This window comes from Streptomyces sp. NPDC002076, assembly GCF_053593835.1.
The window spans coordinates 270,181-285,540 of sequence record NZ_JBSFDI010000007.1; the positions used below are offsets into that span (position 1 = coordinate 270,181).

The following is a 15,360-nucleotide window of genomic DNA, read 5'->3' on the forward strand; positions in this document are numbered from 1 at the left end:
GACTCAACTAACGCTCCTGCTGGTGAGTGGGGCTCGGGTAGCTGCCGGTCTGGCCGCTGCCGGCCTGACGGCCCTGAGCGATGCCCCGACGGAGATTGGTCAGCCGTCCGCGTACGTCATCGGGCGCACGCGAGACCTGCGGACCGGCTTGGTGCTGTTGCTGCTGAGCCGTGCCCGGGACGAGGTTCGCCCGGGGCACCCGGCGCGGCAGGCCGGAGGTGGTGATACCGCCCGCCGCTGGCTGCCGGACGCGCTCGGCCTGGCGGACGATCTCGTCGTTCGGCGAGGTGCGCCAGGAGCCGGTGGTGGAGCCGTTGCCGTTCGCGCCCGTGGGCCGCTGCGGCGCCGGGGCGGGCGCCGGCTGCTGCGGCGCGGACTCCTGCTGCTGCGAACCGCCGTGGAACCAGTTGGTCTCCAGCGTGTCGTACAGCGGGGTACGGCCGTCGACCGGGCCGCTGGCCGGCGGCAGGGCCTCCGGCTCACGGTGCACCGGACGCTGCTGCTGCGGGGCCTGCGGACGCGGGGCGCCGAAGTCGTCCCGGCCGGCCGGCTGCGGGCGCTCGAACTGACCGGTGTGGGCCGGGTCCTGGCGTCCGGGCAGGGCGTGCCGCCCGGTGGAGCTGCCGTCGTAGCCGCCGTCGAAGCCCTGCGGAGCCGCGAACTGGCCGGTGTTCCGGCCCGAGTTCAGCCCGGGGTCGGCCTGCTGCGGCGCCGGCGTGCCGAAGACGTCGGACCGGACGAACTGGCCGGTGCCCTGCTGGTCGCCGGTGCCGTCGAACCGGCCGGGCAGCTGCGCGGCGTCGGGCCGGGCGAACTGGCCGGTCTGCTGCGGGCTGTCCGGACGCGCGAACTGGCCGGTCTGGTGCGGGTTTTCGGGGCGGGCGAACTGGCCCGTCTGCTGCGGGTTCTCCGGGCGCGGGAACTGGCCGGTGTGCTGGGGCCCGCCCAGGCCGTTCAGCGCCGGGCGCGGGAACTCGCCCGTGGCGGCCGGGCCCTGTGCGTCGATCCGGGGCATCTCCGCCGTCGAGCCCGGACCCTGCCGGTCGTCGACGCGCGGCATGCGCGCGGAGTGTGCCGGGTCCTGCTCGTCGTGGCCGCGCGGGGCGTCCAGCGAGGCACGCGACGGGGCCTGGGTGTCGCCCCAGTCCGGGGTGCGCGGCTGCTGGTCACCGCCGGGCAGCTCGGCCCGCGGGCCGCCGCGCGGCGGCAGCTGGGGCTGGCGGCCCTGGTCGGAGCCGACGCCGGGCCGCTGCTGGCCACGGCCGCCGAAGGCGTCACTGCCGAAGGCGTCCTGCTGCGGGGCACCGGGCGCCTGACCGCCGAAGCCGCCCGCACCCGCACCCGCGGGCACCGACCGGCCCTGCGGGCCACCGAGACCGGGACCGCCGGGAGCGCCGAGGCCGCCCTGGGGACCGCGCGCACCGCCCGGCGCACCGGGACGGCCGCCCTGGCCGGTGCCGGGCAGCGCGGCCCGGGGACCCTGGCCGGCGCCGACCTGGCCGCGCGGAGCGGGACCCGCACCGAGCAGACCGCCACCGGACGGGGCGCCGCCGAGGGCACCGCCGCCCGCGTTGCCGGCCTGGCGCCGGGCCGCGGCCGCACCGGCCGCGGCCTGCGCGGCGGCGGGACCACCGGTCGCGCCGGGCGCGCCCGGCTTGCCCGGAGCGGGCTTCTTGCCGCCCTGGGCCACGTCCACGGGCAGCATGACCAGCGCGGTCGTACCACCGGAGTCGGACGGGCGCAGCTGGATGCGGATGCCGTGCCGCTGGGACAGCCGGCCGACCACGAAGAGGCCCATGCGGCGGGAGACGGAGACGTCCACGGTGGGCGGCGAGGCGAGCCGCTCGTTGATCGCCGCGAGGTCCTCGGGGGAGAGGCCGATACCGGTGTCGTGGATCTCGATCAGCACCCGGCCGTCGGGCAGCGCGTGACCGGTGACCTTGACCTTGGTCTGCGGCGAGGAGAACGAGGTGGCGTTCTCCAGCAGCTCGGCGAGCAGGTGCACGAGGTCGTTGACCACGCGGCCGGCGACCTCGGTGGTCGGCACGGAGGCCAACTCGATGCGCTCGTACTGCTCCACCTCGGACGCGGCGGCGCGGAGCACGTCGACCAGCGGGACCGGGCGGGTCCAGCGGCGACCGGGCTCCTCACCGGCGAGGACGAGGAGGTTCTCACCGTTACGGCGCATACGCGTCGCGAGGTGGTCGAGCTTGAACAGCGAGGACAGCTGGTCCGGGTCGGCCTCGCGGGACTCCAGTTCGGAGATCAGCGACAGCTGGCGCTGGATCAGACCCTGGGAGCGGCGCGAGAGGTTGGTGAACATCGCGTTGACGTTGCCCCGCAGCAGGGCCTGCTCGGCGGCGAGGCGGACCGCCTCGCGGTGCACGTCGTCGAAGGCCGCGGCCACCTGGCCGATCTCGTCCCGGGAGTGCACACCGACCGACTCCACGGAGGTGTCGACGTCCTGCGGGTCGGACTCCGACAGCTGCTTGACCAGCTCGGGCAGGCGGTCCTGGGCGACCTTGGTCGCGGTCTCCTGCAGCCGGCGCAGCGAGCGGATCATGGACCGGGCCACGATGAACGCGCCGACCAGCGACACACCGAGCACGAGCAGGATCAGCGCACCGGAGATGATGGCGTCCTGCTGGGTGGCGCTCTTCAGCTCGCGGGCCTTCTGCTCCATCTCCTCGAGCAGCGTGTGCTCGATCTTCTTCATCTGCTCGATCTTGGTCGAGCTGTCGTCCACCCAGTCCTTGTACGAGCGGGCGTTCACGCTCTGCAGGCCGTCGGGGGAGTCGAAGACGCGCTTGGCGTAGGTGTCCGCGGACTCGATCGTCGGGTTGCCCTCGTCGATCGGCTTGAGGAGTTCCTCGGCGTTGTTGTTCGCGTAGATCTTCCGGAAGATCGAGATCTCGGAGTTCTCGCTCTGGTACGCCGACTGGCCGTAGAGGCGGTCGTTCGGCGACAGGTCGCCCTTGGTCGACGTGGTCGCGGGCAGTGCGGCGGCGATCGTGGCGCGCTGCACGGAGGCGTACTCCTTGGCGGTGGAGAAGGCCGCCAGGGCGCGGGTGCGCGAGATCATCTCCGGGTTGCTGGACGCCTGGGCCATGTCCTGGGACAGGTCGATCAGCTGGGTGATCAGCCGGTGGTAGGACTCGATCGTCTGGGTCGAGTTGCCCTTCGACCCGTAGGCGCCCTTGCGGATCTTGGCCAGCTGGTCGAGCTGGTTGAAGATGCCGACGAGGTTGTCGCGAACGCCCTGGAGGTTGCCGTTCTTGCTGGCGGCGTCGATCTCCTGGGTGGAGTTCTCGAAGTTCGCGAGCGCTCGGTCGGTCTTGTCCCGGTAGCCCTTGACGGTGTAGTCGCCCGCGCTCAGGCCGTGCGCCAGGGGACCGGCGGACTGGTCGCGCTCGTCCTGGAGCGCCTGGGCCAGCTCGGTCGCCTGCTTGGTCATGTCCGTCAGCAGCTTCATGTTGTCGAGCTGCTGGATGTCGGTGATGTTCTGGTCGATGCGCAGCGCGCCCAGCGAGGTCGCGGCGACCACGGGCAGCGCGAGCAGCGAGACCAGGCGCGTGGAGATGCGCCAGTTGCGCAGCGCCATGCGGGAGCCGGGGCCGGTGGGGCCCTGGGCGGGCTTGATGGCCGGCGCGGGGGCCGCGCCGGAGTTGCCGGTCCCGGTGGCCGGCGACGTGGCCGACACGCCGGGGCGTCCGCCGCGCTCACCGCCGTCCGCGGACGGGGCCGGGCCCGGGTTCTGGGCGTGCTGGGGCGAGGAGCTGCCCTTCATGGGGCCAGTCCTGTCGTGCGACTCCGGCTCCGCCGAAGCGCTGCCATCCCTCTTGAAACGTCCCTGCACTAGCGTCGCAACCTCTGGACCAGGCGCCCCTCCGCGCGAACGGCGGGACACGGTGTCGGCGTTTTTGGGAAGCGCCTTGAATACGCCCCCCGGTGGTCTTGGGTGACCGGCGCTGGTTTCCCCCTGTCTCGCCCGCCACTCGGCGCTCCTTCGCGCCCCCTGTGCGCCGGCTCGATCCCCGCAGCGGTCCGTGGAATTCCAGCACAGTGCCGGATCTCCAACAAGGGCCGTGTCCCTAGCTGTGACCTCCGTGACGGGCTGTGAGTGCCGCGTCACCAGCAGTGGAAGCTTATCCGGGTCATATCGGGCGTAACTCTGCGAGTTGCCGCCGGGTGCCACGTGTCTGAGTCGCCATGATCAGGAGCGGAATGATGGCTTCAGGGAGCCAATGTCCGTTTCGCTGGGCCGTGTTGACCATGAGATTTGACCGAATTGTTCGCGAGGTCGTGAGCAAACTCACACGCGCCTGGTCGGCAGTTGGTGCCTTCGCCGGGGAATCGGATGTTTAGCCTGGCGCTTTACAAGAGGGACGACTCTGCCAACCCACCCGACCAGAGGGCACAGGATCACAACGGTGAAGACGACGATGATGTTCCACAAGATCGCCAACCCGCGACGCACCACCCTGGCGCATCTGAAGGACGCCGGCGAACTGCAGATCCCCGAGCAGCCGGAGCACTCCCTCGACCTTCCCGTCCAGACGGCCAACCCCCGGCGCACGGTGCTGGTGGACGTCCCCGTCGGCGCGACGGCGACCGCAGAGTAGCCGACAGGCGCCTTTGCGATCATCCTGAACACACCGGCGGCCGCGCTCCCGCGGCCGTCGGCGCACCGTGCGGCCCTCCCGGGACACCCGGCGACAGGGCCGTGCCGCTTTTCCGGCCGAGCTCCGGCGGTCCCACCGGTTAACCTGGGGCGTCAGTACGCCGGTTCTCAGTAAGGGGCGCAAGGATCCCGTGCGCATCGCCAGGTTCTCCATCGACGGGAACGTAGCCTTCGGCGCGGTCGAGGGCGACAAGCAGGACGAACTCGTCCTTGACATCATCAAGGGCATCCCGTTCGCGGACCACGAGCTGTCCGGTACGAAGGTGCCGCTGAGCAAGGTCAGGCTGCTCCCGCCGGTGCTCCCCAACAAGGTCGTGGCGTTCGGCCGCAACTACGCCGAGCACGCGCGCGAGCTGGGCAACGAGGTGCCGGACACCCCCTTCGCCTTCTTCAAGCCGTCCACCTCGGTGATCGGCTCCGGCGACGACATCCAGTACCCCTCCTTCTCCGAGGAACTGCACCACGAGGCCGAGCTGGCCGTCGTCATCGGCCGAATGTGCCGCGAGGTGCCGCGCGACCGCGTCAAGGACGTGATCTTCGGCTACACCTGCGCCAACGACGTCACCGCCCGCGACGTGCAGCGCCGCGAGAAGCAGTGGGCCCGGGCCAAGGGCTTCGACACCTCCTGCCCGCTCGGCCCCTGGGTGGAGACCGGCCTGGACCTCGACCGCGCGAACGACCTCACCATCCAGCTCACCGTCAACGGCGAACAGCGCCAGCTGGGCCGTACGAGCGAGATGATCCACCCCATCGAGGACCTGGTCGTCAACATCTCCGAGGCCATGACCCTGCTCCCCGGCGACGTCATCCTCACCGGCACCCCCGCGGGGGTCGGCCCCCTGAACGTCGGCGACGAGGTCGCCGTCTCCATCGAAGGCATCGGCACTCTCACCAACAAGGTTGTCAAGCGTGGCTAGCGCACCCGGCTCCCCCGTACGCGTCCGTTTCTGTCCCTCGCCCACCGGTAACCCGCACGTGGGCCTGGTCCGCACCGCCCTGTTCAACTGGGCGTTCGCCCGGCACCACCAGGGCACCCTGGTCTTCCGCATCGAGGACACCGACGCCGCCCGAGACTCCGAGGAGTCCTACAACCAGCTGCTCGACGCGATGCGCTGGCTCGGCTTCGACTGGGACGAGGGCCCCGAGGTCGGCGGCCCGCACGCGCCGTACCGGCAGTCGCAGCGCATGGACATCTACGCGGACGTGGCCCGGAAGCTGCTGGACGGCGGCTACGCCTACCACTGCTACTGCTCCCAGGAGGAGCTGGACACCCGCCGCGAGGCGGCTCGCGCCGCGGGCAAGCCGTCGGGTTACGACGGCCACTGCCGCGACCTGACCGCCGAGCAGGTCGAGGAGTACGAGGCCCAGGGCCGCACCCCCATCGTCCGCTTCCGGATGCCCGACGAGACGATCACCTTCACCGACCTGGTCCGCGGCGAGCTGACCTTCACCCCGGAGAACGTGCCGGACTACGGCATCGTCCGCGCGAACGGCGCCCCGCTGTACACGCTGGTGAACCCGGTCGACGACGCCCTGATGGACATCACGCACGTCCTGCGCGGTGAGGACCTGCTCTCCTCCACCCCCCGCCAGATCGCCCTCTACAAGGCGCTGACGGAGCTGGGCATCGCCAAGCAGACCCCGCAGTTCGGCCACCTGCCGTACGTGATGGGCGAGGGCAACAAGAAGCTCTCCAAGCGCGACCCGCAGTCGTCCCTGAACCTCTACCGCGAGCGGGGCTTCCTGCCCGAGGGCCTGCTCAACTACCTGTCCCTGCTGGGCTGGTCGCTCTCCGCGGACCAGGACATCTTCACGATCCCCGAGATGGTCGCCGCCTTCGACATCTCCGACGTGAACCCCAACCCGGCGCGCTTCGACCTGAAGAAGTGCGAGGCGATCAACGGCGACCACATCCGCATGCTGGACGTGAAGGAGTTCACCGAGCGCTGCCGCCCCTGGCTGAAGGCCCCGTTCGCCCCCTGGGCGCCCGAGGACTTCGACGAGGCCAAGTGGCAGGCGATCGCCCCGCACGCCCAGACCCGCCTGAAGGTGCTGTCGGAGATCACCGACAACGTCGACTTCCTCTTCCTGCCGGAGCCGGTCGAGGACGAGGCCTCCTGGACCAAGGCGATGAAGGAGGACAGCGACGCCCTGCTCCGCACGGCCCGGGAGAAGCTGGCGTCGGCCGACTGGACCTCCCCCGAGTCCCTGAAGGAGGCCGTCCTGGCCGCCGGCGAGGTGTACGGCCTCAAGCTCGGCAAGGCCCAGGCCCCGGTCCGCGTCGCCGTCACCGGCCGCACCGTCGGCCTGCCGCTCTTCGAGTCCCTGGAGGTCCTGGGCAGGGAGAAGACGCTGGCCCGGATCGACGCGGCGCTGGTGAAGCTGAGCGCGTAGCCGACCGAGGCGTCAGGGGCGGCACCCGGTGTGTTCCGGGTGCCGCCCCTGTTGCGTCGGTCACCGGTCGTCGGCTTCGTCGATCAGATAGGCGCTCTCGTCGAAGATCTCCAGCACGACGACGACCATGATCGCGCCGGCCACCATGTACTCCAGCATGACACCCGGGGCCACATATGCCTTGCGCAGATGCTCGTCAGGGCCCAGTTGCGCGGTCGATGTCTTCCGGAACGGGTCACGGGCCAGAATCCGTACGGCCCTGTCCAACTGCGCTCGACGCTGTGCCGGCAGGGCGTCGAACGTCGCACGGGCCTCGACGGTGAACTGGACGCGGTACTCGCTCATGCGGGCCAGTGTGCCAGCCGTTCGGCGGTACCGTCGGTGACATGACGATCAGAGCCGTGGTCTGGGACGTGGACGACACCCTGTTCGACTACACGAGCGCCGACCGGGAGGGCATGCGGGCGCATCTGGCGGCGGAAGGGCTGCTCGCCGGGTACGACGGCCCCGAGCGGGCTCTCGCCAGGTGGCGGGAGATCACCGACCGGCAGTGGGCGCGGTTCTCGGCGGGGGAGGCCACCTTCGAGGGGCAGCGGCGCGACCGCGTACGGATCTTCCTGGACGTGGACCTGACCGACGACGAGGCCGACGCCTGGTTCCAGCGGTACATCGGGCACTACGAGGCCGCCTGGAGCGTCTTCCCGGACGTCCTGCCCGCCCTGGAGGCCCTCTCCGCCAGCCACCGGCACGCGGTGCTGTCCAACTCCAGCATCACGGTCCAGGAGCACAAGCTGCGCACCCTCGGCCTGCTCGACCGCTTCGAGGTCGTGCTGTGCGCCGCCGAGCTGGGCGTCTCCAAGCCGGAGGCCGCCGCCTTCCTTGCGGCCTGCGAGGCGCTGGGGCTGCCTCCGCACGAGGTGGCGTACGTCGGCGACCACCCGGAGATCGACGGGCGGGGCGCCGCCGAGGCCGGGCTGCTGTCCGTGTGGATCGATCGCGGGACGGGTTCCGCACCGGCCGCCGGGGAGGCCGTCTGCCGTCGGATCTCGACCCTCGCCGAACTCCCCGCGCTCGTCCGCGCGGATACCCGTTTTGGAGCCCCGTCCACCTTCAGGTAATGTTCTTCCTGCGCCGAGGGGAGCGGGCCGAAAGGCCGGAGCCCCGAGGAGCAAGCTAGAACGAGGACCCCGCAGGGGCTTGAGTTCCAGTGGCCTATGGTGTAATTGGCAGCACGACTGATTCTGGTTCAGTTAGTCTTGGTTCGAGTCCAGGTAGGCCAGCTCGCAGAGCTTATCTGCAAAGCCCCCGTTGTGTAGCGGCCTAGCACGCTGCCCTCTCAAGGCAGTAGCGCCGGTTCGAATCCGGTCGGGGGTACTGATCCTGAGCCTGTCGGGATCGCTAGGGCCCCCGTTGTGTAGCGGCCTAGCACGCCGCCCTCTCAAGGCGGTAGCGCCGGTTCGAATCCGGTCGGGGGTACTGACTGGTCTAAACCATCATTGGTCTATGGTGTAATTGGCAGCACGACTGATTCTGGTTCAGTTAGTCTTGGTTCGAGTCCAGGTAGACCAGCTCGGACCTGCGGAAACGCAGAGTCCACGCCCCCGTTGTGTAGCGGCCTAGCACGCCGCCCTCTCAAGGCGGTAGCGCCGGTTCGAATCCGGTCGGGGGTACGCACAGGGAAGGCCCTTCACTTCGGTGGGGGGCCTTCGCCGTATCCGGCCCTACTCGAAGCCGTACCGCCGGCCCGATTCCTCCTCCTGGGCCAGTCGGCGCAGGGCCAGCAGCATCGGCTCGGTCAGCACCGCGCCGAGCACCGCCGTCTCCACCTTCTCCGCCTCCGACGGGTGCGTCTCCACGAAGTCCAGGTCGAGTTTGGCCACCTCGTGCATCAACTTGGCGTAGGACGCGAGCAGTTCGTGCCCCCAGTCGTAGCCGAGTCGGCGGAACGCGGCCACCGCCACCACCAGGGAGCGGTACGCGGGGGAGATCGTCGTCAGCAGCTTCGCGTTCGACCAGCCCAACTGGTCCAGCAGCTCGTCCGTCTCCCGGTGCGCGGCCCGCACAAAGTCGTCCTCCTCGTCCGGCTCCGGCACCTGCGGCAGCGCCCACAGGGCCGCGCCCAGCCGGATCGAGCGGCTCAGGGAATCGTCGTCGACGTTCCGCAGCACCTCCCGGACCGTGGCCACCGGGAGCCCGCCGACCTGGATCATCGCGCGCACCAGCCGCAGCCGGCGCAGGTGCTCCTCGCCGTACTCGGCCGTGGTCGTGTTGAGCTGGCGGCCCGGCGGCAACAGGCCTTCGCGCAGGTAGTACTTGATCGTCGCGGTGGACACACCGCTGCGTCTGCTCAGTTCGGCGAGCCGCATGTCTTGCGCCCCTTCTTGGATAACGGCACTATCCAAGCATTGCGACTTGGATAGCGCTGCTCACCAAGGAGGGGGAAGTCATGGTGTCCCGTACGACCGCCGACGCGAAGGGCGAGGTCGTCGTCCTGCTGATCGGCATGCGCATCAACCGCTTCTGGGCGGTGCACCTGTGGCTGCCGGTGATGCTGGGGATGCTCCGCATGCTGCGGGAGCTGGAGAGGGACCCCGCGCGGGGACTGCGCGCCAAGGTGCTGCTGACGGCATCTCCGCGGACGTACTACGTCGTGCAGTACTGGGAGTCCAAGGACAAGCTGTACGCCTACGCGACCGCGCCGGACGCGTTCCACCACCGGGCGTGGGCCGCACTCAACCGCAAGGAGCGCAGCGGCAAGCTGCGCGGGCAGGTCGGGATCTGGCACGAGGCGTATGTCGTGCCGGAGGGCTCGTACGAGGCGATCTACGGGGACATGCCGGCCTTCGGCCTCGCGGCCGCGCACGGCCAGATCCCGCTGGAGAAGCGGGGCCGGTACGCCAAGGACCGGTTCGCCCACCGGACGCAGCAGGCGCCGGAGGCCGAGAAGACCGGCTGACCGGCGGGATCGGGGGAGCGAGGAGGGCCTGCCGCGGCGTTGAGGCGGGCCCTCATCGGTGTTCCCGAACATTCCCGGGCCGCCGGGCTCAGCCCGAGCGGCGCAGGGCCTCCGAGAGACGGGCGGCGGCGTCGATGACCGCCTGGGCGTGCATACGGCCAGGGTGGCGCGTCAGGCGCTCGATCGGGCCGGAGACGGACACCGCGGCCACCACGCGGTTGGACGGGCCGCGCACCGGCGCGGAGACGGACGCGACGCCCGGCTCGCGCTCGCCGATGGACTGGGCCCAGCCGCGCCGCCGTACGCCCGACAGGGCCGTCGCCGTGAAGCGGGCGCCCTGCAGACCGCGGTGCAGCCGCTCGGGCTCCTCCCATGCCATCAGGATCTGGGCCGAGGAGCCGGCCTTCATCGTGAGCGTGGAACCGACCGGGACGGTGTCCCGAAGGCCGGACAGGCGTTCCGCCGCGGCCACACAGATCCGCATGTCACCCTGGCGCCGGTAGAGCTGTGCACTCTCGCCGGTGACATCACGGAGGTGGGTGAGCACGGGGCCCGCCGTCGCGAGCAGGCGGTCCTCGCCGGCCGCCGCCGCCAGCTCCGCGAGACGCGGGCCGAGAATGAAACGGCCCTGCATGTCGCGTGCCACCATGCGGTGGTGTTCCAAGGCCACGGCCAGGCGGTGAGCCGTGGGTCGTGCCAGTCCGGTCGCGCCGACCAGACCCGCGAGGGTGGCCGGACCGGACTCCAGAGCGCTCAGGACGAGGGCCGCCTTGTCCAGAACGCCGACGCCGCTACTGTTGTCCATGCAACGATACTCGCGTCTCACTCTGTGAAACGCAAGTTCAATTTTCCGTGGAACGCGCCACTCTGGAATCACACAGCGGCCCGCAGACCAACGGGCCCGGCGGTGGACGCCCGGAATCACGACTTCATGGGGCCCGCACACGGGCAGCCACCGCATCCCCAAGATCTCTAGTTGGGCCGGTGCACGCTTGCCGGCCGGAGGGAAAGCGATGGGTAGGACACTCGCGGAGAAGGTCTGGGACGACCATGTCGTCCGGCGCGCCGAGGGCGAGCCCGACCTCCTCTTCATCGATCTGCACCTGCTGCACGAGGTGACCAGCCCGCAGGCCTTCGACGGGCTGCGCAAGAACGGCCGTCAGGTGCGCCGACTCGACCTCACCATCGCCACCGAGGACCACAACACCCCGACCCTCGACATCGACAAGCCCATCGCCGACCCGGTCTCCCGCGCCCAGCTGGAGACGCTGCGCAAGAACTGCGCCGAGTTCGGGGTGCGGCTGCACCCGCTGGGCGACGTCGAGCAGGGCGTCGTACACGTCGTGGGTCCGCAGCTGGGGCTGACCCAGCCGGGCACCACCGTGGTCTGCGGTGACTCCCACACCTCCACGCACGGCGCGTTCGGCGCCCTGGCGTTCGGCATCGGCACCTCGCAGGTCGAGCACGTGCTGGCCACCCAGACGCTGCCGCTGGCACGGCCCAAGACCATGGCCATCACCGTCGAGGGCGAGCTGCCCGAGGGCGTCACCGCCAAGGACCTGATCCTGGCGATCATCGCGAAGATCGGCACGGGCGGCGGCCAGGGGTACATCCTGGAGTACCGCGGCTCCGCCATCGAGAAGCTCTCGATGGAGGCCCGGATGACCATCTGCAACATGTCGATCGAGGCCGGCGCCCGCGCGGGCATGATCGCCCCCGACGAGACCACCTTCGAGTACCTCAAGGGCCGCCCGCACGCCCCCGAGGGCGCCGACTGGGACGCCGCGGTCGAGTACTGGAAGACCCTGAGGACGGACGAGGACGCGGTCTTCGACGCCGAGGTCGTCATCAACGCCGACGAACTGTCGCCGTTCGTCACCTGGGGCACCAACCCCGGCCAGGGCGCGCCGCTTTCGGCGTCCGTCCCCGACCCGGCTTCGTACGAAGACGCTTCGGAGCGCCTCGCCGCCGAAAAGGCCCTGGAATACATGGGGTTGGAGGCCGGCCAGCCGCTGCGCTCCATCAAGGTGGACACCGTCTTCGTAGGCTCCTGCACCAACGGCCGCATCGAGGACCTGCGCGCCGCCGCGGACCTGCTGCGGGGCCGCAAAGTCGCCGACGGCGTACGGATGCTGGTCGTCCCGGGCTCCGCGCGCGTGGGTCTGCAGGCCGTCTCCGAGGGCCTGGACGTGGTCTTCAAGGAGGCCGGTGCCGAATGGCGGCACGCGGGCTGCTCGATGTGCCTCGGCATGAACCCCGACCAGCTGGCCCCGGGCGAGCGCTCCGCCTCCACCTCCAACCGCAACTTCGAGGGCCGGCAGGGCAAGGGCGGCCGTACGCACCTGGTGTCGCCGCAGGTCGCGGCCGCGACCGCCGTCCTGGGCCACCTGGCCTCGCCCGCCGACCTGTCCGACACCTCTGTGCCCGCTGGAGTCTGATCAGTCATGGAAGCCTTCACCACCCACACCGGCCGGGCCGTCCCGCTGCGCCGCAGCAACGTCGACACCGACCAGATCATCCCTGCTCACTGGCTCAAGAAGGTCACGCGGGACGGGTTCGAGGACGGGCTGTTCGAGGCCTGGCGCAAGGACCCCGAGTTCATCCTCAACCGCCCCGAGCGGCAGGGCGCGACCGTCCTGGTCGCCGGCCCCGACTTCGGCACCGGCTCCTCCCGCGAGCACGCCGTCTGGGCGCTGCAGAACTACGGCTTCAAGGCCGTGATCTCCTCCCGCTTCGCGGACATCTTCCGGGGCAACTCGCTGAAGAACGGCCTGCTCACGGTCGTCCTGGAACAGAAGATCGTGGACGCGCTGTGGGAGCTCACGGAGCAGGACCCCACTGCTGAGGTCACTGTGGACCTTGAGGCTCGTGAGGTTCGTGCGGAGGGCATCACCGCCTCCTTCGAGCTGGACGAGAACTCCCGCTGGCGGCTGCTGAACGGCCTGGACGACATCTCCATCACGCTGCGGAACGAGGCCGACATCGCCGCGTACGAGGCCAAGCGGCCGTCGTACAAGCCGCGGACGCTCGAGGCCTGAGCCAGACCCCGGCCGGGTCGCGTTTCGGCCACACCAACACCCCGTCTGTACCCCCGATCGCCCCGATTGGGGGTACAGCCGTGTCTGGACCCGAACAGCCCCGTGAGCTTCTGGCTTCGTGCTCAACTTGCCACGTTACGAAGGTCGTTGCCTGGGTACGTGAGGGCTGGGACCGCGCCCTCCGCAAGTGCCTGGATGGCCAATCGAGGCGGCAGTTGCCCCCTGCGCAGGCGACAACTCGCCCCAGATGGCACAATCTGTGCATGGAACACGACGGCCAACTCCAGCTCTATACGGCGGTCGCGAACCAACTGAAGGAAGCGCACGCAAGGGTGCGCGCACTGCAAGTCCCGGAGGGCGTACGGATGGCGCTGACCCGGAAGCTGCTGGTCATTACGGCCGCGGCCAAGCACGATCTCGCCGCTGCGGCAAGGCGGCTCGAGCGGTTCAACGCGGACCTCGACGAGGGTCGGATCCCCGACGAGGACCACTGAACAGCCCGAGATCACCGAGTCCGTTGCGGCACAAGGGTGATTAGCCCGTTTCGTGTTTGATTTGCGGTATATATCTGCCTAACGTGCGAAAAAGCTTGAACACTTTCGTTCTGGCGATGTCTCCGAAGGGGAAGACGTGAACAAGGCGCAGCTCGTAGAAGCGATTGCCGACAAGTTGGGTGGCCGCCAGCAGGCCGCCGAGGCTGTCGATCATGTCCTGGACGCCATCGTCCGCGCGGTCGTCGCGGGCGAGCGGGTCTCGGTCACCGGCTTCGGGTCCTTCGAGAAGGTGGACCGCCCCGCCCGTTACGCCCGCAACCCTCAGACGGGCGAGCGGGTTCGGGTCAAGAAGACCTCTGTGCCGCGGTTCCGCGCCGGTCAGGGCTTCAAGGACCTGGTGAGCGGCTCGAAGAAGCTGCCGCGCGGTGGCGAGGTGTCGGTCAAGAAGGCGCCCAAGGGCAGCCTGACCGGCGGCGCCGCTGCGACGGTCAAGAAGGCCGCCGCGAAGAAGACCACCAAGGCGGCCGCGAAGAAGGTCACGGCCAAGAAGGCGGCGCCCGCGAAGAAGGCGGCCGTCGCGAAGAAGACCACGGCGAAGAAGGCGCCCGCCAAGAAGACCACGGCGGCCGCCAAGACCACCGCGGCGAAGAAGGCCACCGCCAAGAAGGCGGCGGCCAAGAAGGCCCCGGCGAAGAAGGTCACCGCGAAGAAGGCCCCGGCCAAGAAGTCGACGGCCCGCAAGACCACCGCCAAGAAGGCCACCGCCCGCAAGGCCACGTCGTAAGGACGCCAGGCACTCACGCGCCGGGCCGGACTCCCCTGGGGAGCCCGGCCCGCGGCGTGTGTAAGGGCAGTTACAGGGTTTGAAGGGTTACGAGGGTGATGCGCAGCGCGTCGTCCTGCCCCTCGGTCTCGATCCGCACCCGCTGGCCGGGGCGCAGGAGCAACAGGCCGCCCGCGTCGAACGCGGCGGTGTCGAACGGCACGGGGGTGCCGTCGTCGAGGAGCACCTGTCCGCTGCGGGTTTCGGGGTCGTAGGTGTATGCGGTGGCCTGCATGACGGCCAGCCTAATGTTCGCCGTCGCGGGATGCGCCGCGGGGCTGCGCCCCGAACTTCTGCTCAGCCCCGGCGCCGGGTGCCCTCAGGACCCCGGGATCAGCAACCCCGCCGAGACCGCGGCCGTGTACGGCCCCACCCCCAGCGCCAGCGCCGCCCGCAGATCGTTCCCGGTGTCCACGTCCTGTCGTACCGAATCCACCCCCGCCAGCTGGATTTCCGTCGCTCCGGACGCGCGATGACGGGCACGGGAATCCACGCCGAACTCCGGCTGCAATTCCCGCTCCGGCCCCGCGGTCAGCAAAGTCGTGCCCAGCGCGGCCGCATCCGCGAGAAACGCCCGGGAAAACTCCGCCGCCGCGCCCAGGACAACGGACAGTTCCGCCGGGCGCAGCGCGGGCAGATCGGCGTTGAGGGCCGCGACCGGTGTGCGCGGGCGCATCTCCCGTACGACGGCCGCGCCGTGCGCCAGCGCGGCGTTCAGGCCGCCGGCCGGCGTGTCCGGCACGATCCGCGCGCCCAGCGCGGCCAGCTCGCGTGCCGCCCGCTCGTCGTCCGTGACGACCGCCACATCGGCCACGGCCGGACAGGACAGCGCCGCGGCCACCGTGTCCTGCGCGAACGCGAGCGCCAACCCCGGGCGCACCCCGTCGCCCGCGGTGTCCGAGAGCCTGCTCTTGGCCCGCGACAGGGGCTTCAGGGGGATGACCAAGGTCCACTGCACCGGCGTACCGTCCCTC

The 15,360-nt window shown here is 70.3% G+C and carries 15 protein-coding genes and 5 tRNA genes; 14 read left to right on the forward strand and 6 right to left on the reverse strand.

What is annotated here, in order from left to right:
* Window positions 1-7: 7 nt before the first annotated feature.
* Window positions 8-3,856 carry a nitrate- and nitrite sensing domain-containing protein gene (locus ACWCQS_RS17795; protein WP_451005268.1) on the reverse strand — a complete coding sequence of 1,283 codons (3,849 nt, stop codon included), beginning with the start codon at window positions 3,854-3,856 and terminating at the stop codon, window positions 8-10.
* A 574-nt stretch (window positions 3,857-4,430) separates the two neighbouring features.
* Between ACWCQS_RS17795 and ACWCQS_RS17800 the strand changes: the two genes are divergently transcribed.
* The 3 genes from ACWCQS_RS17800 (at window position 4,431) to gltX (ending at window position 7,075) form a co-directional block, all read left to right on the forward strand.
* Window positions 4,431-4,622, forward strand: a complete 192-nt coding sequence (locus ACWCQS_RS17800) for a hypothetical protein (RefSeq protein WP_388628147.1) — start codon at window positions 4,431-4,433, stop codon at window positions 4,620-4,622.
* A 190-nt stretch (window positions 4,623-4,812) separates the two neighbouring features.
* Complete coding sequence (locus ACWCQS_RS17805) at window positions 4,813-5,598, forward strand: fumarylacetoacetate hydrolase family protein (protein ID WP_451005269.1); 786 nt, start codon at window positions 4,813-4,815, stop codon at window positions 5,596-5,598.
* Window positions 5,591-7,075: a glutamate--tRNA ligase gene (gene gltX / locus ACWCQS_RS17810; RefSeq protein ID WP_451005270.1), complete on the forward strand. Its 1,485-nt coding sequence runs from the start codon at window positions 5,591-5,593 to the stop codon at window positions 7,073-7,075. Before ACWCQS_RS17805 ends, gltX begins: the two co-directional genes overlap by 8 nt.
* 60 nt (window positions 7,076-7,135) lie before the next feature.
* Here gltX and ACWCQS_RS17815 read toward each other — a convergent pair whose 3' ends face one another.
* The gene (locus tag ACWCQS_RS17815) at window positions 7,136-7,420 is read right to left on the reverse strand and encodes a type II toxin-antitoxin system RelE family toxin (RefSeq protein ID WP_451005271.1); all 285 of its coding nucleotides are present in this window, start codon (window positions 7,418-7,420) and stop codon (window positions 7,136-7,138) included.
* 41 nt (window positions 7,421-7,461) lie between these two features.
* On the opposite strand from ACWCQS_RS17815, the gene ACWCQS_RS17820 reads away from it, so the two are divergent.
* The 6 genes from ACWCQS_RS17820 to ACWCQS_RS17845 all read left to right on the forward strand — a co-directional run bounded on the left by ACWCQS_RS17820 (window position 7,462) and on the right by ACWCQS_RS17845 (window position 8,745).
* Window positions 7,462-8,193 (forward strand): HAD family hydrolase, encoded by a 732-nt coding sequence (locus ACWCQS_RS17820; protein ID WP_451005272.1) that lies wholly within the window; start codon window positions 7,462-7,464, stop codon window positions 8,191-8,193.
* Window positions 8,194-8,283: 90 nt separating this feature from the next.
* Window positions 8,284-8,355 (forward strand) — tRNA-Gln (locus ACWCQS_RS17825).
* A gap of 21 nt (window positions 8,356-8,376) precedes the next feature.
* Window positions 8,377-8,449, forward strand: a tRNA-Glu gene (locus ACWCQS_RS17830).
* 29 nt (window positions 8,450-8,478) lie between these two features.
* Window positions 8,479-8,551: transfer RNA gene (locus ACWCQS_RS17835), tRNA-Glu, on the forward strand.
* A 21-nt stretch (window positions 8,552-8,572) separates the two neighbouring features.
* Window positions 8,573-8,644, forward strand: a tRNA-Gln gene (locus tag ACWCQS_RS17840).
* 28 nt (window positions 8,645-8,672) lie between these two features.
* Window positions 8,673-8,745 (forward strand) — tRNA-Glu (locus ACWCQS_RS17845).
* Between the two features lie 51 nt (window positions 8,746-8,796).
* Here ACWCQS_RS17845 and ACWCQS_RS17850 read toward each other — a convergent pair.
* Entirely contained in the window at window positions 8,797-9,441 is a 645-nt protein-coding gene (locus ACWCQS_RS17850; protein WP_451005273.1) for a MerR family transcriptional regulator, read from the reverse strand.
* Window positions 9,442-9,521: 80 nt separating this feature from the next.
* Here ACWCQS_RS17850 and ACWCQS_RS17855 point away from each other — a divergent pair, with 80 nt between their 5' ends.
* The gene (locus ACWCQS_RS17855) at window positions 9,522-10,031 is read left to right on the forward strand and encodes a DUF4188 domain-containing protein (RefSeq protein ID WP_451005274.1); all 510 of its coding nucleotides are present in this window, start codon (window positions 9,522-9,524) and stop codon (window positions 10,029-10,031) included.
* Window positions 10,032-10,119: 88 nt separating this feature from the next.
* Here the strand turns inward: ACWCQS_RS17855 and ndgR are convergent, their stop codons facing one another.
* Window positions 10,120-10,836, reverse strand: a complete 717-nt coding sequence (gene ndgR / locus ACWCQS_RS17860) for an IclR family transcriptional regulator NdgR (protein WP_009320373.1) — start codon at window positions 10,834-10,836, stop codon at window positions 10,120-10,122.
* A 208-nt stretch (window positions 10,837-11,044) separates the two neighbouring features.
* Between ndgR and leuC the strand changes: the two genes are divergently transcribed.
* The 4 genes from leuC to ACWCQS_RS17880 all read left to right on the forward strand — a co-directional run bounded on the left by leuC (window position 11,045) and on the right by ACWCQS_RS17880 (window position 14,347).
* Window positions 11,045-12,469, forward strand: a complete 1,425-nt coding sequence (gene leuC / locus ACWCQS_RS17865) for a 3-isopropylmalate dehydratase large subunit (RefSeq protein ID WP_451005275.1) — start codon at window positions 11,045-11,047, stop codon at window positions 12,467-12,469.
* Window positions 12,470-12,475: 6 nt separating this feature from the next.
* Window positions 12,476-13,069, forward strand: coding sequence for a 3-isopropylmalate dehydratase small subunit (gene leuD / locus ACWCQS_RS17870; protein WP_451005276.1), 594 nt, complete (start codon window positions 12,476-12,478; stop codon window positions 13,067-13,069).
* A 263-nt stretch (window positions 13,070-13,332) separates the two neighbouring features.
* On the forward strand, window positions 13,333-13,563 hold the full coding sequence (locus tag ACWCQS_RS17875; protein WP_067130673.1) for an SCO5555 family protein: 231 nt from the start codon (window positions 13,333-13,335) through the stop codon (window positions 13,561-13,563).
* Between the two features lie 136 nt (window positions 13,564-13,699).
* Complete coding sequence (locus ACWCQS_RS17880; RefSeq protein WP_451005277.1) at window positions 13,700-14,347, forward strand: HU family DNA-binding protein; 648 nt, start codon at window positions 13,700-13,702, stop codon at window positions 14,345-14,347.
* Window positions 14,348-14,417: 70 nt separating this feature from the next.
* Here ACWCQS_RS17880 and ACWCQS_RS17885 read toward each other — a convergent pair whose 3' ends face one another.
* Together ACWCQS_RS17885 and cofC are read right to left on the reverse strand one after the other, a co-directional pair.
* Window positions 14,418-14,621 carry a hypothetical protein gene (locus ACWCQS_RS17885; RefSeq protein ID WP_451005278.1) on the reverse strand — a complete coding sequence of 68 codons (204 nt, stop codon included), beginning with the start codon at window positions 14,619-14,621 and terminating at the stop codon, window positions 14,418-14,420.
* Between the two features lie 84 nt (window positions 14,622-14,705).
* Complete coding sequence (cofC, locus tag ACWCQS_RS17890; RefSeq protein WP_451005279.1) at window positions 14,706-15,344, reverse strand: 2-phospho-L-lactate guanylyltransferase; 639 nt, start codon at window positions 15,342-15,344, stop codon at window positions 14,706-14,708.
* Window positions 15,345-15,360 lie beyond the last annotated feature (16 nt).

Bases quoted from the DNA above. Each gene is read 5' to 3' on its own strand.
- ACWCQS_RS17850 (WP_451005273.1), bottom strand. From the start codon at position 9,441: ATGCGGCTCGCCGAACTGAGCAGACGCAGCGGTGTGTCCACCGCGACG.
- leuC (WP_451005275.1), top strand. From the start codon at position 11,045: ATGGGTAGGACACTCGCGGAGAAGGTCTGGGACGACCATGTCGTCCGG.
- ACWCQS_RS17820 (WP_451005272.1), top strand. From the start codon at position 7,462: ATGACGATCAGAGCCGTGGTCTGGGACGTGGACGACACCCTGTTCGAC.
- ACWCQS_RS17885 (WP_451005278.1), bottom strand. From the start codon at position 14,621: ATGCAGGCCACCGCATACACCTACGACCCCGAAACCCGCAGCGGACAG.
- ACWCQS_RS17875 (WP_067130673.1), top strand. From the start codon at position 13,333: ATGGAACACGACGGCCAACTCCAGCTCTATACGGCGGTCGCGAACCAA.
- ACWCQS_RS17855 (WP_451005274.1), top strand. From the start codon at position 9,522: ATGGTGTCCCGTACGACCGCCGACGCGAAGGGCGAGGTCGTCGTCCTG.
- leuD (WP_451005276.1), top strand. From the start codon at position 12,476: ATGGAAGCCTTCACCACCCACACCGGCCGGGCCGTCCCGCTGCGCCGC.
- ndgR (WP_009320373.1), bottom strand. From the start codon at position 10,836: ATGGACAACAGTAGCGGCGTCGGCGTTCTGGACAAGGCGGCCCTCGTC.
- ACWCQS_RS17815 (WP_451005271.1), bottom strand. From the start codon at position 7,420: ATGAGCGAGTACCGCGTCCAGTTCACCGTCGAGGCCCGTGCGACGTTC.